Here is a 20,451-nt window from a genome sequence, read left to right as displayed (position 1 = left end):
CGGGAACTGTCAAGAACGCCGGACCCCGCGATCACTCCCGCCCCGACGGCCCCGCCGCCCGCTCCAGCAGCGCCACCGGCAGCCGCTCGAAGAGCTCCGCCACGGGCACCCGTCCCTCGAACGCCCGCCCGGGCGTGAGCACATCGGCCCACCGCCCCGCCGGCAGCGGCAGCAGCGTGTCGCGCCAGCCGCCCGACTCCGCCAGCCGCAGCGACAGCCGGGTCACGGCCGTGACCACCCCACCGGAGCGCACGAAGGCCGCACAGTGCTCCGCCGCCGGGCCCTGCGCGCCCAGCGGCGCGTACGCCGCCGTAGCGCCGAAGAGCTCCGGCCGGCGGGCCCGCAGCCGCAGCGCCGCCGCCGTCACCTCCCCCTTCTCGCCGGAGTCGGCGGGCGGGAGGTCCACGAGCCGCCGGTTGTCCGGGTCCACCAGGGTCCGGCACTCGGCCTCCGTGCCCTGGTACAGGTCCGGCACGCCCGGCATCGTCAGGTGCACCAGGGCCGTCCCCAGCACGTTCGCCCGGATGTACGGCTCCAGCGCGGCGCGCAGCGCGGCCACCCGCTCACCCGCCGTCCCGCACGGACCCTCGGCGACGAACCGGTCCACCGCCTCCTCGTACGGCGGCTCCTGCTCCGTCCAGCTCGTGTACAGGCCCGCCTCGCGCACATGCTTCAGCAGCGCCTGCCGCACCCGCCGCCCGTCCGCCGGGCCCAGCCCGAACACGGTCTGCCAGGCCGCCCACGCCAGTTGGCCGTCGGGCGCGCCCTCCCCGTCGGCCGTCACCTCGGTCAGCACCTCGGCCCAGCGCCCCGGGCACTCGGTCAGCACGGACAGCGCCGCCCGGACGTCCGCGCTGCGCTTGGTGTCGTGCGTGGAGACCACCGTCCCGGTGGCCGGCCAGTCGCGCTGCACGCGCGCGCAGTACCCGTGGAAGTCCTCCGGGGACACGGCCGGGTGCCCCGGGTCGCCGCCCACCTCGTTGGCCGACAGCAGCGGAACGTACCGGTAGTAGGCGGTGTCCTCCACGGACTTGGCGCGCAGCGCGGAGGCGGCCTGCGCGAACCGGGTGCGGAACTCCACGTGGTCCGGTCCGTCACCGGCCCGCCCCAGCACCAGGTCGCGTACGACGTCCACGGCCTCGCCCTCCTCCGGCACCACGAAGGCGAGCCGGGCCTCGGCGGCGGCCTCCTCGGTGACCACAGTGGCCGGGTCCACGGAGGCGTACGGCCGGTACACCTCCAGGCGGACCAGCAGCTCCTGGAGCGCGGTGCGCAGCGCCCAGGGGGCGCGGTCGCGCAGCGCCACCTCCGGTGAGGCGGTGCACACCCGGCTCGCCACCCGGGTCAGCCGTTCCGTCTCGGCGGCCAGCTCGTGCGTGATCACGTTGTACGCCGCCCGCCGCACGGTGGCCGCCCAGTCCCCGCCGCGGTCGGTCTGCGGGGCGGCGAAGCGCCGGTACTGCCCGAGCAGTTCGCCCGCCCCGGCCGGGTCGGTGAACAGGCCGTCGACGTGGCGCAGGGCGTCGTAGCCGGTGGTGCCCGCGACCGGCCAGGACGGCGGCAGGTGCTCGCCGTCGGAGAGGATCTTCTCCACGACCGTCCAGCGGCCGCCGGTCGCCGTGTGCAGCCGGTCGAGATAGCCGTCCGGGTCGGCGAGGCCGTCGGGGTGGTCGACGCGCAGGCCGTCGATCACCCCCTCGTGCAGCAGCTGGAGGATCTTGGCGTGGGTCGCCTCGAACACCTCCGGGTCCTCCACCCGCACCCCGATCAGCTCCGAGATGCTGAAGAACCGCCGGTAGTTGAGGTCCGTACGGGCCAGCCGCCACCACACCGGGCGGTACCACTGCGCGTCCAGCAGCCGCGGCAGCGGCAGCTTCCCGGTGCCCTCGCGCAGCGGGAACGCGTGGTCGTAGTAGCGCAGGACGTCGCCGTCCACCTTCAGGTGGTCCAGCTCCCTGCCGACGGGGTGACCGAGCACCGGCAGCAGCACCTTGCCGTCCTGGGCCTCCCAGTCGATGTCGAACCAGCGCGCGTACGGCGACTCCGGCCCCTCCCGCAGGACCTCCCACAGGGCGTGGTTGTGGCGCGGCGCCATGGCCATGTGGTTCGGCACGATGTCCGCGACCAGCCCCAGCCCGTGCTCCCGCGCGGTGCGCGCCAGCGCGCGCAGGCCCTCCTCGCCGCCGAGTTCGTCGCGCACGCGCGCGTGGTCCACGACGTCATAGCCGTGCAGAGAGCCCGGGACGGCCTCCAGGACCGGGGACAGGTGCAGGTGGGAGACGCCGAGCGAGGCCAGGTACGGTACGGCCGCCGCGGCGGCGGCGAACGGGAAGCCGGGCTGGAGCTGGAGCCGGTAGGTGGCCGTGGGAACAGCGGGTTCATGGCGCTCGGGTGTCATGGAAACCTACGTACCCGCCCGGCCGGCTTTCGTGTCATCGGCCCGTCCACGTGCGCACGCGCGCCGGCGTCGGACGATGACCGCACCAGGGCGGCGTCGCACGACGGTCGTACCGGGGCGGCGCGGGACGCTGAGGACCTACCGTGACGTCACCGGCCTGACCGGGCCGTGGCTTGCGGTGCTGTCCTTCCTGGGACGGCTGCCCACGGCCACCGTGCGGTTCGGCAGTGTGCTGCTCGTCGCCCGGACGAGTGGGTCCCTGGCCGCCGCGGGGCTCACCGGCGGTGCGCTCGCCCTCGGGCAGGTGGCCTGCGGGCCGCTGGTGGGACGGCTCGCGGACCGGCACGGCCGGCGGACCGTCGTCCTCGTCCTCTCGCTCGCCGACGCGAGCGCGATCGCCGCACTGGTCGCCGGGGCGCTCGCGGGTGCGGGCGCGCCGCTGCTCGCCGCCCCGGGCGCGGGCGCGACGGTGCCGCTGGTCGGACCGCCGGCCCGCGCCCGCCTCGTCGCCCTCGCCCGCCGGTCCGGGGCGCCCGACGCCACGGTGGGTGCGGCACTGTCCCTCGAGAGCACACTCGACGAGATCTCCTTCGTCCTCGGGCCCGCCCTGGTGGGCCTCGCCTCGGTCCTCGCCCGTCCGGCGTACGCCCTGGGCGCGGCGGCCCTGCTGGTGGGCGTGTGCGGCACGGGCTTCGCCCTGCACCCGACGGCCGCGGCGACCCGCCGCGCGGCCGGGCAACGGCCAGGAGGGGGCGGCGACCGCCCCGCGTCCGGCCGGCGGCCCCCTGCCCGCGCGCCGGTCGCGCATGCCCCGGTGCGTGGACGCGCTGCGCGCCGCGTCGGCCCTTCAGGGGGCGATGTCCGGCGCCTGCCAGGCCGGCATCACGGCGTTCACCCGGCGGCTGGGGGAGGAGGACCATGCGGGGCTCGTGTACGCCGCGATGGGGGTGATGAGCGCCGTCGCCGGGCTCTCGACGGCGGCCCTCCCGGCCCGCTTCGGACTGCGGGCACGCCGGCGGGTGGCCACCGCGGCGGCGTTCGTACTGTCCCTGCCGCTGCCGCGGACGCACACCCCGACCGGCCTGTACCTGATCGTCACCGTGCTCGGAGCGGCGTACGCCCCGCACCTGCTCACCGTCTTCGGGCTGACCGGACGGGCGGTGCCGCCGGCCCGGCTCGCCGAGGCGATGGCGTACGCGACGAGCTCGATCGTGGCCGGTCAGGCGCTCGCGGTCGCCGTCTGCGGCCGCCTCGCCGACGCCCGCGGCCCCGGCGCGGCCGACGGCGTACGCGGCCCATGGCACCCGGGCGGCTACACGGGCCGCTGGAGCACCGTCAGACTGCGGTCGGTGAGCGTGAGCCGGTCCCCGGCGCGGACCCTGCGGCCGGTGCCCGGGGGCACCGGGTCGGTGCGGGCCGTGTCGACGACCACCTGCCACTGTCGTCCGTGGTCCACCGGGACGACGAAGTCCAGAGGCTTCGGCGCGGCGTTGAACATCAGCAGGAAGGAGTCGTCGCTGATGCGCTCCCCGCGCTGGCCGGGCTCCGAGATGGCGTGGCCGTTGAGGAACACGGTCAGCGCGGAGGCCCGCGCCGAGTCCCAGTCCTGCTGGGTCATCTCCGCGCCCTCCGGGGTGAACCAGGCGATGTCGGACAGCTCGTCGTGGGTGCCCTCCACGGGCCGCCCGTGGAAGAAGCGGCGCCGCCGGAAGACCGGGTGCCGCCTGCGCAGCCGGGCCATCGCCCGCAGGAATTCCAGCAGTTCGCCGGCCGGCTCACCGGGCTCCGGCCAGCGCACCCAGGACAGCTCGTTGTCCTGGCAGTAGGCGTTGTTGTTGCCCCGCTGGGTGCGGGCGAACTCGTCGCCGTGGCTGATCATGGGCACGCCCTGGGACAGCATCAGCGTCGCGACGAAGTTGCGCATCTGCCGCGCCCGCAGCCCGAGCACCTCGGGGTCGTCGGTGTCGCCCTCCACACCGCAGTTCCAGGACCGGTTGTGGCTCTCGCCGTCCCGGTTGTCCTCGCCGTTGGCCTGGTTGTGCTTGTCGTTGTACGACACCAGGTCGTGCAGGGTGAAGCCGTCGTGGCAGGTCACGAAGTTGATGGAGGCCAGCGGGCGGCGGCCGTCGTCCTGGTAGAGGTCGGAGGAGCCGGTCAGCCGGGAGGCGAACTCCGCCAGCGCCCGCGGCTCGCCCCGCCACAGGTCGCGGACGGTGTCGCGGTACTTGCCGTTCCACTCCGTCCACAGCGGCGGGAAGTTCCCGACCTGGTAGCCGCCCTCGCCCACGTCCCACGGCTCGGCGATCAGTTTGACCTGCGAGACGACCGGGTCCTGCTGCACCAGGTCGAAGAACGACGACAGCCGGTCCACCTCGTGGAACTGCCGCGCCAGGGTCGCCGCGAGGTCGAAGCGGAAGCCGTCGACGTGCATCTCCGTGACCCAGTAGCGCAGCGAGTCCATGATCAGCTGGAGCACGTGCGGGGACCGCATGAGCAGCGAGTTCCCGGTGCCCGTGGTGTCCATGTAGTAGCGCTTGTCGTCGGTGAGCCGGTAGTAGCGCGGGTTGTCGATGCCCTTGAAGGACAGCGTCGGCCCCAGGTGGTTTCCCTCGGCGGTGTGGTTGTAGACCACGTCGAGGATGACCTCGATCCCCGCCTCGTGCAGCGCCCGTACCGCCGACTTGAACTCCAGCACCTGCTGGCCGCGGTCGCCCCAGGAGGCGTAGGCGTTGTGCGGGGCGAAGAAGCCGATCGTGTTGTAGCCCCAGTAGTTGCTCAGGCCCATGTCCACCAGACGGTGGTCGTTGACGAACTGGTGTACGGGCATCAGCTCGAGTGCGGTCACCCCGAGCTCGGTCAGATGTTCGATGAACGCCGGATGGGCGAGCGCCGCGTAGGTGCCGCGCAGCTCCTCGGGCAGCCCGGGGTGCCGCATCGTCAGGCCCTTGACGTGCGCCTCGTAGATCACCGTCTCGTGGTAACCGCGCCGCGGCGGCCGGTCGTCGCCCCAGTCGAAGTACGGGTTGACCACGACCGATGTCATGGTGTGCGGCGCCGAGTCCAGGTCGTTGCGCCGGCCGGGGTCGTCGAAGTGGTAGCCGTAGACCTCCTCGCCCCACCGGACGGAGCCGCTGATCGCACGCGCGTACGGGTCGAGCAGCAGCTTCGCGGAGTTGCACAGCAGCCCGCGCTCCGGGGCGTAGGGGCCGTGCACCCGGAACCCGTACCGCTGCCCCGGCATGACGCCCGGCACGTACGCGTGCCGCACGAACGCGTCGCTCTCGCGCAGTTCCACCGCCGTCTCCGAGCCGTCGTCGTGCAGCAGACACAGCTCTACTCGGTCCGCGGCCTCGGTGAACACCGCGAAGTTCGTTCCGGCGCCGTCGTACGTGGCGCCGAGTGGATACGCCTCTCCAGGCCAGACCTGCATGGACACGACTCTTTCAGGTGTGCGGCGCCGCCGGTGGCGCCTCGGCCTCCGAGTCTCCCCGAAAGTGAGAAAACCCGCGGGTGTCCCCCGGGCCGGGTGCGTCGCCGGGGCGCGCCGGGGCCGCCGGGACGCCGCGGGGCCGCCGGGACGCCGCGGGGCCGCCAGGGGCGGCCGGTGCTATGAATCCGCTCACTCGGGCCGCCCCTGTGACCCTTGGAACACAGAGACGAGTGGGGGAAGTTGGGAAAGGAGCCGCCCATCCGGCTGCACCGCGCACCGCTCCCGGAGTACCCTTCCTTGATCGTTGGGACGGGGAGTGCTCGGGGGAGCGGAAGGCGGTGCACGGGTGGGCTCGGGAGGCCTGGAGCTGCCCCCTGGTGACGAGGGTCACGAGGGGCGCTCCACAGACGTCCCGCCCGGCGCGGTGTCCCTGGCCCGGCCCATGGACGCCGGCGCCATCGGGCCGGAGCTGGACTGGGACGCCGACGCCTGGCGCGAGGTGCGCACCCGCGCCCAGCGCGCCGGCCGGGCCTACATCTGGCTGAACCTCGTCGAACAGCGGCTGCGCGCCGTCGTCTCCGCCGTGCTGCGGCCCGTCTACGAGCCCGTCCACGGCGACGACTGGGTGGTCGCCGCCGCCGGACCGGCCGGACAGGAGTGGGTGCAGCGCGCGGTCGCGGTCCGCGAGGTCAGCCGCCGCAAGGGCTATCTGCTCGACCCGGCCGACGACAACGTGATCAGCTTTCTCACCCTGCCCCAGCTGCGCGAGCTGATGGTGCAGCACTGGCCCTGCTTCGAGCCCTACCTCGACGAGCGCCGGGACGTCGAACTCGCCCTGGACGAGCTGGAGGTGACCCGGAACGTCGTCTCCCGCAACCGGGCGCTGTCCGAGGCGGTGCTGGGTCAGGCCGAACGCGCCTCCGCCCGGCTGCTGGAGGTGCTCGGCACCGGCGGCGACGTGCCCTCCGCCCGGCGGCTGCCGGTGGACGCGGTGGAGGACCTGGTCGGCGACCGGTACGCGGACGTGGTCGCCGTGCACCCGGACCGGGTGCGGCTGCTGCGTCAGTTCCCGGCCGAGGACATCTTCGGCGGCGCCCGCCGCCTGGACGCCATCGGCATCGGCCTCACCCTGCTCGTGCAGAACTTCTCCGGCCGCCGTCTGGTGCGCCTGGCCGAGTCCGGCTGCCGGGTACGGCTGCTGTTCCTCAACCCCGCCTCCAGCGCGGTCAAGCGGCGTGAGCGCGAACTCGGGCTCAAGCGGGGTGAGCTGAGCCGCTCGGTGGAGATGAACATCCTGCACATGCGCCGGGTGCGCTCCCGGCTGCGCGACCCGGGCGCCTTCGAGATCCAGGTCTACGACGAGACACCGCGCGTCACGGCCTACCTGGTGGACGGCGACGGCTCCGACGGCGTCGGGGTCGTCCAGTCCTATCTGCGGCGCAGCCGGGGCATGGAGGCGCCGGTGTTCGTGCTGCGCAACGGCACCAAGGTGGTCAGGTCGGACCAGGTCGACGAGGGCGGGCTGTTCGCCGCCTATCGGGAGGAATTCGAGACCATGTGGGTGGATTCACGGCCGGTGTCCTGAAATGCCCTCAGGGCGGAAAGCGGAACGCGGTCCTCTGATTGTCAGTGGCGCATGCGAAGGTGAAGACCACTGGGGGAGAGCACCACGAGAAGGGGGGCCGCCATGGGCTGGCACCGGGAGCTGCTGATCGGCTTCGACCTGGAGACGACCGGGACGGATCCGCGGGAGGCGCGCATCGTCACGGCGGCCGTGATCGAGGTCAGGGAGGGAGAGCCGGTCGGACACCGGGAATGGCTGGCCGACCCGGGCGTCGAGATCCCTCCGGACGCGGTCGCGGTGCACGGGATCAGCAACGAGCGGGCCGCCGCCGAGGGCAGCCCGGCCGACCGGGTGGCCGACGCCGTCGCGGACGTCCTGGCCGGCTACTGGAAGGCGGGCATACCGGTCGTGGCGTACAACGCGGCCTTCGACCTGACGCTGCTCTCCGCCGAGCTGCGGCGCCACGGCCTGCCCTCGCTCAGCGACCGCCTGGGCGGCGCGGCGCCGGGCCCGGTCATCGACCCGTACACCATCGACCGCCAGGTCGACCGCTACCGCCGCGGCAAGCGCACCCTGGAGGCGGTCTGCTCCGAGTACGGCATCGTGCTCGACGCCGCCCACGACGCCTCGGCCGACGCGCTCGCCGCGGCCCGGCTGGCCGGGGCGATAGCCGGGCGGCACCCCAAGGTCGCGGCCCTCGGCCCGGCGGAACTGCACCGCCGTCAGATCGAGTGGTACGCCGCCTGGGCGGCCGACTTCCAGGCCTTCCTGCGCCGCAAGGGCGACGCGGCGGCGGTGGTCGACGGGACATGGCCCCTGCGGCAGCCGGCGGGCGAACCGGTCTGACCGCGGGGCGACACACCCTGAGCCGGGCGGCGATCAGAAGGGGTACCAGCGGACGGTCTCGTCGCCGTCCCTGAGGGACGCCACCCGGCGTTCGAACTCGGCCAGGGCCTTGGCATTGCCCGGGGCGTGCTGCGCGACCCAGGCACAGCTCGCCGTCTCGCGGGCGCCGCGCAGCACCGGGCAGCCCTCCCACTCCCGCACGTCCCAGCCGTAGGCCGCGGTGAAGGAGTCGTACGCCTCGGCGGGCAGGCCGTAGCGGTCCCGGGACAGGGCCATGACCACCAGGTCGTGCTCGCGCAGATCGGCGGAGACGGTCTCCAGGTCGACCAGGACGGGTCCGTCGGGGCCGATGTGCACATTGCGCGGCAGCGCGTCGCCGTGGATCGGACCCGGCGGCAGATGCGGGGTGAGCGCGGCGGCGGCCGAGGCGAAGCCGTCCCGGCGCCGGCGCAGATACGCCGCGTCCGCCGGGTCGATCGCGTCGCCCGCGAGCCGCAGCCAGCGCTCCACCCCGCCCAGCAGCTCGCGGGGCGGCAGCCCGAAGTCCGGGGCGGGCAGCGCGTGGACGGTGCGCAGGAGTTCCGCCAGGTCCCGGGGTTCGGCGGGTCGTACGGGGTCGGGGAGCCGGTGCCACATCGTCACCGGGTGCCCGTCCACCAGCAGCGCCTCCGGCTCGGCGGCGCGCACCGCGGGGACGCCGGCCTCGGCGAGCCACCCCGCGATCCGCAGCTCCCGCCGCGCCCGGTCCAGCAGCTCGGCGTCGCGACCCACCTTGACGACGAGACCACCGGCGGCGAACACCGCGTTCTCCCCCAGTGCGAGCAGCCGAGCCTCGCCGACCGGCCCCGGCAGCACCCCCGCACCGGCCAGTACATCCCGCGCCCGCGCCTCGTCCATGTCGTCCGCCTCCGTTGTCGGTGTCCGTGATTCCTGCTGTGGTGCGCGCGGGGGCTCCGCACCGGTGGTGCGTGCGCGCCCGTGCTCGGGCTGGTGCCCGTGCGCGTGGCCCGCGCCGGGGACCGTTGGCCCGTGCCACGGCTCGTGCTCCGCGAGCAGGGTCCATGCCCGTGGTTCCTGCTCGCGGTCCGCGTGCCCGTGGCCCGTACCCGTGCCGGACCTCCGCGCTGGTGCCCGTGCGCGTGACCCGGGCCGGTGGGCCGCGCATGTGGCGCGTGGGTGGGGTCCACGTCCGTGGTCCGGGGCGGTGGGTGGCGCACGTGCCGGTGCTCCCTGCCCGAGTTCGGCGCACGTGGTCGGTGCGTGAGCCCGGTGCCGGGCTCGTCGTACGTGCCCGGCGTTCCGCGTCGGTGTCCGCCGTTCGCGTTTCGCCGGTGGACGGCCAGTGTCGCATCCGTCCAGGTGGGGGCCGTGGGCGGATATTGCTTTGTACGAGACGTCTCGTCTCGTTTAGGGTCGTCGGCATGACCAGTCGCGCGCATGTCGCCATGTTCTCCGTCGCCGCCCACGGGCACGTGAACCCCAGCCTGGAGGTGATCCGCGAGCTTGTCGCTCGCGGGCACCGGGTCACGTACGCGATTCCGCCCGTGTTCGCCGACAAGGTCGCGGAGACCGGCGCGGAGGTGAAGCCGTGGCACTCCACGCTGCCCTCGCCCGACGACGACCCGTCGGCCTGGGGGAGCACGCTGCTGGACCACGTCGAGCGGTTCCTGGACGACGCCATCCAGGCCCTGCCCCAGCTCGTCGAGGCCTACGCCGGGGACGAGCCGGACCTCGTCCTGCACGACATCACCTCCTACCCGGCCCGCGTCCTCGCCCACCGCTGGGGCGTGCCCGCCGTCTCCCTCTCACCGAACCTGGTCGCCTGGGAGGGGTACGAGGAGGAGGTCGCCGACCCGATGTGGGCGGAGCCCCGCCGGACCGAGCGGGGCCGGGCCTACTACGCCCGCTTCGAGGCCTGGCTCGCCCAGAACGGGATCACCCAGCACCCGGATCCCTTCGCGGGCCGCCCCGCCCGCTCGCTCGTCCTGATCCCGAGGGCGCTTCAGCCCCATGCCGACCGGGTCGACGAGTCCGTGTACACCTTCGTGGGCGCCTGCCAGGGCGACCGCGCGACGCAGGGCGACTGGCAGCGGCCCGCCGGTGCCGAGAAGGTGGCGCTCGTCTCGCTCGGCTCGACCTTCACCGATCAGCCGGCCTTTTACCGGGAGTGCGTCCAGGCCTTCGGCGAGCTGCCGGGCTGGCACCTGGTGCTCCAGATCGGCAAGCAGGTCGACCCGGCGGAGCTGGGTGCGGTACCGGCGAACGTCGAAGTGCGGGCCTGGGTGCCCCAGTTGGCGATCCTGCGCAAGGCCGACCTGTTCGTCACGCACGCCGGGGCCGGCGGCAGCCAGGAGGGGCTGGCGACGGCCACCCCGATGATCGCCGTGCCGCAGGCCGTCGACCAGTTCGGCAACGCGGACATCCTTCAGGACCTCGGTGTGGCCCGCCACCTGCCCATGGCGGAGGCGACCGCCGAGACCCTGCGTGCCACCGCGCTCGGCCTCGTCGACGACCCCGAGGTGGCCCGCCGCCTCAAGGAGATCCAAGCCGACATGTCCAAGGAGGGCGGAACGCGCCGGGCCGCCGACCTGATCGAGGCCGAACTGCGGGCCGCACGGGCATGAGCGGGGCATGAGTGAGGGCCCGTCGGTTCCCCGAGGGACACCAACGGGCCCTTTGGCCGACGGGCCCTCCGGCCTGCGGGACGGATCAGACCCTCAGCCGTTCACCCTGCTCCGGCACCGAGGAGGCGACCACGACCTCCGGCGTCTCGTCGTGGGTGAGGTCGGGCAGCCGGTGCAGCCACTTCGGCAGGTACCAGTTGCGCTCGCCCAGCAGCGCCATCACGGCCGGCAGCAGCACACCGCGGATGACCGTCGCGTCGATGAGCACCGCGGCCGCCAGCCCCACGCCCATCTGCTTCATGGACTGCATGGACAGCGTCCCGAAGATCGCGAACACGGCGACCATGATGACGGCGGCGCTGGTGACCACGCCCGCCGTGGTGACCACACCGTGCTGGATGGCGTCCCTCGTGGTCCGGCCGCGCAGCCGTGCCTCGCGGATCCGGGAGACCACGAACACGTGGTAGTCCATCGACAGCCCGAACAGGATCACGAAGAGGAACAGCGGCAGCCAGGTCACGATCGCACCGACGCCCTCCGCGCCCACCAGCGACGCACCCCAGCCGTGCTGGAAGACGGCGACGAGGATGCCGTAGGCCGCGCCCACCGACAGCAGGTTCAGCAGGATCGAGGTGATCGCGACGGTCAGCGAGCGGAACGACAGCAGCATCAGCAGGAAGGCGAAGACCACCACGAAGGCGAAGACCGGGACGACGGACCCGATGAGCTGGTCGTTGAAGTCGTGCGAGCCGGCGACCTGACCGGTGATGGGCGCCTGCACGCCCTCGACCTTGCCGAGCGTGGCGGGCCGCACCTGGTCGCGCAGCTTCTCCAGGCTCTTGCCGGCCTTGTCGAAGTCGGAGCCGCCGACCAGCGGCACGGAGACGACGGCGACGTTCCTGTCCTCGTACAGCTTGACGTCCACCGGGCCGCGCGAGGCGCCCGAGCTGACGGCCTGCTCCTCGAACCGCGCCAGCGCGGACCTGACCTCGGGCGCCTTGATGTCCTTGGCCTTGACGACCACCTGGGCCGGCTCGGAGCCGCCCGGGAAGGCGTCGTTGACACGGTTGTACGTCTGCACGATGGGCAGCGAGTGCCCGAACTCCTGGTCCAGCGTGAGCTGCGAGGTCTTCATGCCGAGCGCCGGAGCCGCCACGGCGAGCAGCGCGCCCACCGCCACGACCACCGAGACCACCGGCTTTGCCAGCACGCCCCGCAGCACGGCCGTCCAGAACCGGCTCTCCCCGCCACCGCCGCGGCGACGCCGCTTCAGGAACGGCAGACGTCCCTTCTCCACCCGCTCGCCCAGCAGCGACAGCAGCGCCGGCAGCACCGTGACGGACCCGACCATGGCGACCGCGACCACCATCAGCGAGGCCAGGCCCATCGCCTCGAACTCGGCGAGCCCGGTGAACAGCATGCCCGCCATCGCCACGCACACCGTGATACCGGAGACGACGATCGCCCGGCCGCTGGTCGCCGCGGCGATGCGCAGCGCCGTACCGGCGTCACGCCCGGCGGCCCGCTCCTCGCGCTCCCGGCGCAGATAGAACAGGCAGTAGTCGACGCCGACCGCCATGCCGACCAGCAGCATCACGGAGTTGGCGGTGTCGCTCATCGGCTGCAGATGGCTGACGATGCCCATCAGGCCCATCGTCGCCATGATCGCCGTGACGGCCAGCGCCACCGGCAGCAGCGCGGCCACCAGCGCTCCGAAGGCGATCAGCAGAATGCCCAGGGCGACCGGCACGGCGGAGTACTCGGCCTGCTTGAAGTCGTCCCCGAAGGCGTCCGAGTACTGCTTGTTCATGCTGGCGCCGCCGATCTCCTCGATCCGCAGCGCAGAGTGGTCCTTCTGGACGCCCTCGACGGCCTTCAGCACCGGCTCGACCCTGTCGCCCGCGGTCTCCGCTTCGCCGCGCATGTCGAACTGCACCAGCGCGCTGCGGCCGTCCCGGGAGATGGTCTTCGTGTCGTACGGCGAGGTCACGTCGGTGACCCGGCCGGTGGCGCCGACCGCCTTCACCACGTCGGCGACGGCGGCCCGGAAGGCGGCGTCGGTGGCCTTGGTCGTGCCGTCCTTCGCCTGGACCAGGACGCTCTCGCTCGCCGGTTCCTTGATCCCCGCGTCCTCGATGATCTTCGCGGCGGTGTGCGTCTCGCCCTTGAGCTGGTCGCTGTCCTTGACGTCCACCCGGCCCGCCGCCGACCCCAGCCCCATCGCCAGCACGACGAACAGCACCCATATGCCGACCGCCGCCCATCGGTGCCGCGCGGACCAGCCGCCGGCCCGCGCGGCGAGGCCCCGCACCCGTGTCTCTCCGTTCCCCATGACGGGCTTGCCCCCTCCAGGCCCTCTCGTCAGGCCCTCGTGCACGGCGGCGACCTCCTGCCGCCACCTTCCGCAACGACGGTATGGGCTGCATAAGCGCAGCTCGTCGTGCTGACCGGTGAAGTGGGACGGCCGCCACTCCTCCCCTCGTATCCCGGCGTCTCCGCACTGGGGAGGACGGCGGCCCCCTACAAATACCCGCCCTTCTCGGGGGCGGTGATCAGGGTGACCGCTCCAGGGCCTGTCCGGCGGATCATGGCGCGAGGGCCGGCACGCCCTCCTTGATCCGCCGGACAGGCCCTAAGGTGGGCGGATGACGATGTACGCGGCGCTGTTGCGCGGGATCAACGTGGGCGGCAACCGGAAGCTGCCGATGGCCGAGCTGCGCACCCTCATACAGGAACTCGGCCACGGCGAGGTCCGTACCTACCTCCAGAGCGGCCAGGCCGTCTTCGCCTCCGGCCACGGCGACGAGGAGTCCCTGTCGGCGGAGCTCGTCGCCGCGATCGAGAAGCGGTTCGGCCTCACGGTGGACGTGATCGTGCGCGACCACGCCTATCTGCGGGCCGTCGCCGACGCCTGCCCGTTCCCGGCCGCCGAACTCCAGGCCAGACAGCTGCACGTGACCTACTTCTCCGCCCCCGTGGACGCCGCCCGCTACGCCGAGCTCGACCAGGCGGCCTGTCTGCCGGAGGAGTTCAGGCTCGGCGACCGCGCCCTGTACCTGTACGCGCCGGACGGCCTCGGCCGCTCCAAGCTCGCCGAGCACCTGTCCAGGCGCTCGCTGAACAAGGACCTGATCGCCACGACCCGGAACTGGAACACGGTCGTCAAGCTCGTGGAGATGACCGTGGAGTGACGCGTGGCCGCGTGGTCCGGGTCAGGTCAGGGCATCCAGCCGGGACAGCTCGGACGCCGAGAGCCGTACGTCCGCCGCGTCCAGGTTCTCCTCCAGATGAGCGAGGGTCCCGGTGCCGGGAGTTGGGCAGAGCACAGGGGAGTGGTGCAGCAGCCAGGCCAGGGCGATCTGCCCCGGCTTCGCCCCGTGCGCGGCGGCGATCTCCGCACATACCGGGTGCCCGGTCAAATCGCCGTTGCCCAGTGGGAACCAAGGCAGGAACGCGATGCCGTGCTCCTCGCACAGCTTCAGCAGCGGCTCGGACGCGCGGTCGAGGAGGTTGTAGCGGTTCTGGACGGAGACCACCTCCGTCAACTCCAGGGCGGCGGCGAGCTGCTCGGCGGTGACCGTGTCCAGGCCGATGTGTCCTACCTTGCCCTCGGCCCGCAACTCGTCCAGCGCGCCCAGCTGTTCGGCCATCGGCACGGCGGGGTCCAGCCGGTGCAGCTGGTACAGGTCGATCCGCTCCAGCCGCAGCCGGCGCAGGCTCGCCTCGCACATCGCCCGCAGCGACTCCGGCCGCCCGTCGACGTGCCAGGCGCTGTCGCCGGTACGTACCACCCCGCCCTTGGTGGCGATCACCAGACCGTCCGGGTACGGATGCAGGGCCTCGGCCACCAACTCCTCCGCGATCGACGGGCCGTAGTTGTCCGCCGTGTCGACCAGGCTCACCCCGCGCTCCACCGCACGCCGCAGCACGGCCACCGCATCGTCCGCGGCACCGCGCGGCCCCCAGTAGCCGGGCCCGGTGAGCTGGGCGGTGCCGTAACCGAGGCGTCGTACGGACAGGTCCCCGCCGAGCGTGAGCATCTCCTGGACCACTCGGCTCTCCTGGGTCACACGATCCTCCCGGATCTCTCGATGGCGTGTACAGCCGGCTGTGGGAGGCTCCTCCCATGCGCTACATCATCATCGGGGCAGGCGCGGTCGGCGGAGCGGTCGGGGGACGGCTGGCGCAGAGCGGACGCGAGGTGGTGCTCGTCGCGCGCGGGGCGCACCTCGGGGCACTGCGCGCGGGCGGGCTGCGGCTCAGGGTGCCCGAGGGCGAGCTGACGTACCGGCTGCCCGCCGTGGACGGGCCGGACGCGCTCGGCGAGCTGCGCGCCGACGACGTGCTGATCCTGGCCGTGAAGACCCAGGACACCGAGGCGGCACTGGCGGCCTGGGGCCCCGCACCGGTGACGGGCGGCGGCACCGCCGCCGAGCGGCTGCCGCTGCTGTGCGCGCAGAACGGCGTGGAGGGGCAGCGGCTCGCGCTGCGCCGCTTCCGGCATGTGTACGGCGTCTGCGTCTGGCTGCCCGCCACCCATGTCGAACCCGGCGTCGTCTCGGCCGCCGGGACCCCGCTCACCGGCATGCTGCACCTCGGCCGGTACCCGTACGGCACCGACGACACGCTCCGGCGGATCGCCGGCGACCTCGAGCGGGCGCACTTCGAGGCACCCGTCGTACCGGACGTGGCCCGCTGGCAGTACGCCAAGCTGCTCGGCAACCTCGCCAACGCGATCGAGGCCCTCAGCGGCCCCCTGGAGAGCGAGCAGGCCCGGGCACTGTACGAGCGTGTGCGCGCCGAGGGCGAGGCCGTGCTGGCCGCCGCGGGCATCGCGTACGCGAGCCCGGAGGAGCAGAAGGAGGCCCGCGGCGACAAGATCACCCTCGTCTCGCTGCCCGGCACCCCGCGGGGCGGCGGCTCCTCGTGGCAGTCCCTCACACGCGGCACCGGCACCATCGAGGCCGACCACCTCAACGGCGAGATCGTCCTCCTGGGCCGGCTGCACGGGGTGCCCACCCCGCTCAACGAACTCCTTCAGCGCCTGGCCAACACCTTCGCCCGTGAGCGCCGGGCCGCGGGTTCGCTGCCGGTGGCCGAACTGGTCCGGCCGGCGGACGAAGTGGACCAAGGAAACAGTCGCTGATTGGACCGTGACGATGCGCCAATGGGGTCCTAGGGTCGGCAGCATGACCGACTCCCGTCAGGACACCACCACGCCCACCCGGGTCGACTGCTACTTCGACCCCGCCTGTCCCTTCGCCTGGATCACCTCACGGTGGCTGCTGGAGGTCGAGCGCGAGCGCCCGCTCGACCTCCGGTTCCACGTCATGAGCCTGTACCTGCACAACATCGGCAACGAACTGCCCGACTGGTACCGGGAGCTGGTCGACAAGTCGATCGGCCCGGTGCGCGTCGCCGTGGCCGCTGCCGAGCGGCTCGGCGACGAGAAGGTGCTGCGCGACCTCTACACCGCCCTCGGCACACGGATCCACGAGCGCGCGGAGACCGACTTCGACGCGGTGGTCACCGAGTCCCTCGCGGAACTCGGTCTCCCCGCCGATCTGGCCGAGGCCGCGCACGACCCGTCCTACGACGCCGCCGTGCGCCGCAGCCACGAGACGGGCGCCGAACCCGACTCGGGCGGCTACGTGGGGACGCCCACTCTTCACGTCGACGGGACGGTGTGGTTCGGCCCCGTCCTGCGGTCGATCCCGCGCGGCGCCGAGGCGGCCCGGCTCTTCGACGCCTTCCGCGTGCTGGCCGGCCACCCCGACCTCTTCGAGCTCAAGCGCACCCGCACGGGATCGCTCCGCTTCGACTAGGGGGTGTCCCGTCGATCATGCCGGGCTCGCGGCGCCCGGGGGCGTGTCTGACACGGCCCCCGGCCCGGCTCAGGCGCCGACGGCCGTGATCACCGGCTGCCGGGCGGCGTCGTACCGCTCCAGCAGCACCCGTGCCACCTCCGGCGCCGGGCCGAGCACATCGGCGAGGACGTCCGCGCCGGCCGCGCCGCGCGCGATGCGGTCCGGCAGGAAGCCGGGAGCCAGGACGTACGGCGCGACCGCGACCTTCGCGCAGCCCAGCTCCCGCAGTTCGCGCACCGCGTCCTCGGTGCGTGGAAGGGATGCGGAGGCGAACGCAGGCCGCACGGCGCACCAACCGGTGTGCCGCCACTCCCGCGCGATTTCTGCGATCACTGCGATCGCCTCCGGGTCGGAGGACCCCGCCGAGGCCAGCACGACCCCGGTCGAGGACTTGTCGGCGGGGGACAGCCCCGCCTCGTGCAGCCGGCGCTCCAGGGCCGCTGTCAGCAGCGGCGACGGGCCGAGGACGTCGGCCTGCCGGATCCGCAGCCGGGCCGGAGCCTGGCGCAGCACCGACGGGATGTCCGCCTTGGCGTGGAAGGCGCGGGTCAGCAGCAGCGGCAGCGCCACCACGTCCCGCACTCCCTCGGCGGCCAGGGACTCCAGCACGCCCTGCACGGACGGCACGTTGAAGTCCAGGAAGCCGGTCTCCACCCGCAGCCCCGGGCGCATCGCCCGCACCCGGCGCACCAGGGCGTGCACGGTCGCGGCATGGCGCGGATCGCGGCTGCCGTGGGCGATGACCAGGAGAACGGGGCGGGAGACCATGGGCGTTCAGCTCTTCACGTACAGGCCGCGGCTGCGCAGGACCCAGCGCTCCAGGGGGCTGAAGATGAGCAGGTCGATGGCGATGCCGACGAACAGGATGAGGATGATGGCCTGGAAGACCATGGCCATGGAGCTGGCGTTGCGGCCGTTTTCCAGGAGTGCGCCCAGGCCTATGCCGAGGTCGGGGGAGGAGGCGATGATCTCGGCGGCCATCAGGGAGCGCCAGGAGAAGGCCCAGCCCTGTTTGAGGCCGGCGAGGTAGCCGGGCAGTGCGGCGGGCAGGACGATGTGCCAGGCCCCCTTGAGGCCGGTGGCGCCCATGGTGCGGCCGGCGCGCAGGAACAGCGGGGGGACCTGGTCGATGCCGGAGACCAGGCCGTTGGCGATGGAGGGGACCGCGCCGAGCAGGATGACGGCGTACATCATGGAGTTGTCCAGGCCCAGCCAGATCACGGCGGGCGGCACCCACGCCACGCTGGGCAGGGACTGCAGGCCGGACAGGATCGGGCCGATGGCCGCGCGGACGGGCTTGACCCGCGCGACCAGCAGCCCCAGCGGGGTGCCGATGGCCAGGGCGAGCAGGAAGCCGAGCAGGCCGCGTGAGACGGATGTCCAGATGTAGCCGAGCAGGGTGCCCTCGAGCCAGGCGTTCTTGAACTCGCCGCCGACGTCGGCGGGTGAGGGCAGTCTGGTGGGATCGTCGACGATCTTGAAGGTGATCAGTGCCTGCCACAGTGCCAGGACCACCACGACCGCCACGACGGGTGGCAGGATCTTGTGCACGAGGGTGTGCCGGAAGGGGGTGCGGCCGCTGTCGGTGGTCTCCAGTGCGTCGAGTCCGGCTTCGACACCGGCCAGTTCGGCGCCCTGCGCCGTGTTCGTGTCAGTGCCGGCCATGGCGGCGGATCTCCCCACGCAGTACTTCGGTGATCTCAAGGGACAGCTGCGCGACCGGGGCGTCCTCGATCCGGCGCGGCTGGTCGATGTCCACCGTCCACTGGCGGGCCACCCGGCCCGGGCGGGAGGACAGCAGCACCACCCGCTGGGCCAGGCGGACGGCTTCGCGGACGTTGTGCGTGACGAACAGCACCGACACGCCGGTCTCCTGCCAGATGCGGGTCAGCTCGTCGTGCAGGACGTCCCGGGTGATGGCGTCCAGGGCCGCGAACGGCTCGTCCATCAGCAGCAGCCGGCTCTCCTGCGCCAGCGCCCGGGCCATCGCCACCCGCTGGCGCATCCCGCCGGACAGCTCGTGCACCCGCTTGCCGTGGGCGCCGCCCAGGCGGACCAGCTCCAGCAGCTCCTCGGCCCGGCCGCGCCGCTCGGGCTTGGGCACGCCGCGCAGTTTCAGGGCGAGTTCGATGTTCTTGCCCGCACTCAGCCAGGGGAAGAGGGCGTGTTCCTGGAACATCAGGGCGGGGCGGCCGTCGGTGGTGATGGTGCCGGTGGTGGGCTGGTCGAGTCCGGCCACCAGGTTCAGCAGCGTGGACTTGCCGCAGCCGGAGGCACCCAGGAGGGTGACGAACTCGCCCGGGGCGACATCGAGGCTGATGTCGTCCAGGACGAGCTGCTGCCCGCCCGGAGCCGCGAAGGACTTCGAGACGTTCTCAAGGCGCGCCGCGTGTGCTACGGACTCGGCGGCCTTGGCGAAGGTCGTGGCCATGGTCGTCACCTCCTGGGGACTCTTCGGCTACGGGCTTTACTCGGCGCCGAGACCGGCGTCGCTGACAGTCGGCTCTCCCTCGGCCTCGAGGACCTTGTTCAGGAGCGTGAGGTCGTAGATGCCGTCCAGCTGCGGGTCCTGCAGCAGGCCGGACTTGACCGCGTGCCCGGCCTCGGTGTTCAGGGTCGCGGCCAGCGGGTCGTCGGTGATGGTGAGGGACCTCCACGCCGGGTCGATGACGTCGGCGGGCAGCGCCTTGCCGGAGTCGACGGCCAGCTGCTTGTTCGCCGCCGCCTTCGCCTCGTCCGGGTGGGCGTTGATCCACTTGTTGGTGTCGACCGAGGCCTTCAGCACCGCCTCGACGGCCTTGGGGTGCTCCTTCAGGAACTTCTGCGACACGATGATGTTCGTGATCACGAACTTCTTCTCCGGCCACAGCGTCGACTCGTCGAGCAGTACTTTCGCACCCTCGGCGACCAGCTTGGACGCGGTCGGCTCGGGCACCCAGGCGCCGTCGATAAAGCCGGACCTGTAGGCGTCCGGGGTGATCTTGTTGTCGGTGCGGATCACCGACACATCGCCCTTGCCGCTCTGCGGGTCGACCTTCCAGCCCTGCTCCGCGGCCCAGTTGAGGAACGCCACGTCCTGCGTGTTGCCCAGCTGGGGCGTCGCGATCTTCTTGCCCTTGACGTCCTTCAGGGACTTGATCTTCTTCGGGTCGACGACGAGCTTGACGCCGCCGGAGGCCGAACCGCCGATGATCCGCAGGTTCTTGCCGTTCGACTTGGTGTAGCCGTTGATCGCCGGGGAGGGGCCGATCCAGCCGATGTCGACGGACCCGGAGTTCAGCGCCTCGATCTCGGACGGCCCGGCGTTGAAGACCTGGTACTTGGCCCTCGTGGCCCCGAGCGCCTTCTGGAAGAAGCCCTTCTGGTGGCCGACGAGCGCGGTCGCGTGGGTGACGTTGCCGAAGTAGCCGATCTTGACGGAGTCCAGACCGTCGATCTTCTTGGCGCCGGCGGCGATCTTCTGCTCGGCGGTGTCGTTCGCGGCCTTCGAGCCGTAGCCGCAGGCGGCCAGGGTCAGGAGCGGAAGAGCGACGAGCACGGCGAGGCCGCGGCGGAACAAGGATGAGCGGGTGGCAGGCACGGGAGGCTGTCCTCTCGTTGGCCCGGCGGTCACGGTCTCTCAGGTCGTGGCCGGGAGATCGGCAGGTCTTCGTCTACGCAGGCGGGGGGTGAGGGCACGCGGACAGTGCGCGTTCGTCAGCGCACACATCGCCCCACCCCGC

The 20,451-nt window shown here is 72.7% G+C and carries 17 protein-coding genes; 6 read left to right on the top strand and 11 right to left on the bottom strand.

Annotated elements, in window-relative coordinates; all coding sequences use genetic code 11:
* Positions 1 to 31: 31 nt before the first annotated feature.
* The 4 genes from treY to glgX all read right to left on the bottom strand — a co-directional run bounded on the left by treY (position 32) and on the right by glgX (position 5,828).
* Complete coding sequence (gene treY, locus R2S09_RS10995; protein ID WP_316740628.1) at positions 32 to 2,398, bottom strand: malto-oligosyltrehalose synthase; 2,367 nt, start codon at positions 2,396 to 2,398, stop codon at positions 32 to 34.
* Between the two features lie 34 nt (positions 2,399 to 2,432).
* Positions 2,433 to 3,206, bottom strand: a complete 774-nt coding sequence (locus R2S09_RS10990; protein ID WP_316740627.1) for a hypothetical protein — start codon at positions 3,204 to 3,206, stop codon at positions 2,433 to 2,435.
* Between the two features lie 39 nt (positions 3,207 to 3,245).
* On the bottom strand, positions 3,246 to 3,497 hold the full coding sequence (locus tag R2S09_RS10985; protein ID WP_316740625.1) for a hypothetical protein: 252 nt from the start codon (positions 3,495 to 3,497) through the stop codon (positions 3,246 to 3,248).
* Positions 3,498 to 3,710: 213 nt separating this feature from the next.
* Positions 3,711 to 5,828: a glycogen debranching protein GlgX gene (gene glgX / locus R2S09_RS10980; RefSeq protein WP_306184272.1), complete on the bottom strand. Its 2,118-nt coding sequence runs from the start codon at positions 5,826 to 5,828 to the stop codon at positions 3,711 to 3,713.
* Between the two features lie 346 nt (positions 5,829 to 6,174).
* Between glgX and R2S09_RS10975 the strand changes: the two genes are divergently transcribed.
* Together R2S09_RS10975 and R2S09_RS10970 are read left to right on the top strand one after the other, a co-directional pair.
* Positions 6,175 to 7,413, top strand: coding sequence for an SAV2148 family HEPN domain-containing protein (locus tag R2S09_RS10975; RefSeq protein ID WP_306184271.1), 1,239 nt, complete (start codon positions 6,175 to 6,177; stop codon positions 7,411 to 7,413).
* 102 nt (positions 7,414 to 7,515) lie between these two features.
* Positions 7,516 to 8,238, top strand: coding sequence for a 3'-5' exonuclease (locus R2S09_RS10970; protein WP_306184270.1), 723 nt, complete (start codon positions 7,516 to 7,518; stop codon positions 8,236 to 8,238).
* Positions 8,239 to 8,271: 33 nt separating this feature from the next.
* On the opposite strand, the gene R2S09_RS10965 is transcribed toward R2S09_RS10970, so the two are convergent.
* A complete protein-coding gene (locus R2S09_RS10965; protein ID WP_316740622.1) occupies positions 8,272 to 9,135 on the bottom strand; it encodes an aminoglycoside phosphotransferase family protein in 864 nt (287 codons plus the stop codon).
* Between the two features lie 524 nt (positions 9,136 to 9,659).
* Between R2S09_RS10965 and mgt the strand changes: the two genes are divergently transcribed.
* Positions 9,660 to 10,862, top strand: coding sequence for a macrolide-inactivating glycosyltransferase (mgt, locus tag R2S09_RS10960; RefSeq protein WP_399143936.1), 1,203 nt, complete (start codon positions 9,660 to 9,662; stop codon positions 10,860 to 10,862).
* Between the two features lie 85 nt (positions 10,863 to 10,947).
* Here mgt and R2S09_RS10955 read toward each other — a convergent pair whose 3' ends face one another.
* Positions 10,948 to 13,194, bottom strand: coding sequence for an MMPL family transporter (locus R2S09_RS10955; RefSeq protein ID WP_316740619.1), 2,247 nt, complete (start codon positions 13,192 to 13,194; stop codon positions 10,948 to 10,950).
* A 313-nt stretch (positions 13,195 to 13,507) separates the two neighbouring features.
* Here R2S09_RS10955 and R2S09_RS10950 point away from each other — a divergent pair, with 313 nt between their 5' ends.
* Positions 13,508 to 14,053: a DUF1697 domain-containing protein gene (locus tag R2S09_RS10950; RefSeq protein WP_306184266.1), complete on the top strand. Its 546-nt coding sequence runs from the start codon at positions 13,508 to 13,510 to the stop codon at positions 14,051 to 14,053.
* Between the two features lie 21 nt (positions 14,054 to 14,074).
* Here R2S09_RS10950 and R2S09_RS10945 read toward each other — a convergent pair whose 3' ends face one another.
* Positions 14,075 to 14,902: an aldo/keto reductase gene (locus tag R2S09_RS10945; RefSeq protein ID WP_316740730.1), complete on the bottom strand. Its 828-nt coding sequence runs from the start codon at positions 14,900 to 14,902 to the stop codon at positions 14,075 to 14,077.
* 86 nt (positions 14,903 to 14,988) lie between these two features.
* On the opposite strand from R2S09_RS10945, the gene R2S09_RS10940 reads away from it, so the two are divergent.
* Both R2S09_RS10940 and R2S09_RS10935 read left to right on the top strand, forming a co-directional pair.
* The gene (locus R2S09_RS10940) at positions 14,989 to 16,008 is read left to right on the top strand and encodes a ketopantoate reductase family protein (RefSeq protein ID WP_306184265.1); all 1,020 of its coding nucleotides are present in this window, start codon (positions 14,989 to 14,991) and stop codon (positions 16,006 to 16,008) included.
* 43 nt (positions 16,009 to 16,051) lie between these two features.
* Entirely contained in the window at positions 16,052 to 16,687 is a 636-nt protein-coding gene (locus R2S09_RS10935; protein ID WP_306184264.1) for a DsbA family protein, read from the top strand.
* Between the two features lie 69 nt (positions 16,688 to 16,756).
* On the opposite strand, the gene R2S09_RS10930 is transcribed toward R2S09_RS10935, so the two are convergent.
* The 4 genes from R2S09_RS10930 to R2S09_RS10915 are packed head-to-tail and all read right to left on the bottom strand — an operon-like array spanning position 16,757 to position 20,309.
* Positions 16,757 to 17,497, bottom strand: coding sequence for a sirohydrochlorin chelatase (locus R2S09_RS10930; RefSeq protein ID WP_306184263.1), 741 nt, complete (start codon positions 17,495 to 17,497; stop codon positions 16,757 to 16,759).
* A gap of 6 nt (positions 17,498 to 17,503) precedes the next feature.
* Positions 17,504 to 18,394 carry an ABC transporter permease gene (locus R2S09_RS10925; RefSeq protein WP_306184262.1) on the bottom strand — a complete coding sequence of 297 codons (891 nt, stop codon included), beginning with the start codon at positions 18,392 to 18,394 and terminating at the stop codon, positions 17,504 to 17,506.
* On the bottom strand, positions 18,381 to 19,160 hold the full coding sequence (locus tag R2S09_RS10920; RefSeq protein ID WP_306184261.1) for an ABC transporter ATP-binding protein: 780 nt from the start codon (positions 19,158 to 19,160) through the stop codon (positions 18,381 to 18,383). Before R2S09_RS10920 ends, R2S09_RS10925 begins: the two co-directional genes overlap by 14 nt.
* Before the next feature lie 36 nt (positions 19,161 to 19,196).
* Positions 19,197 to 20,309, bottom strand: a complete 1,113-nt coding sequence (locus R2S09_RS10915) for an aliphatic sulfonate ABC transporter substrate-binding protein (protein WP_316740612.1) — start codon at positions 20,307 to 20,309, stop codon at positions 19,197 to 19,199.
* Positions 20,310 to 20,451 lie beyond the last annotated feature (142 nt).

The organism is Streptomyces sp. MK7, assembly GCF_032658145.1.
Taxonomy (GTDB): domain Bacteria; phylum Actinomycetota; class Actinomycetes; order Streptomycetales; family Streptomycetaceae; genus Streptomyces; species Streptomyces spiralis.
This window is presented reverse-complemented; position numbering and strand designations above follow the sequence as displayed.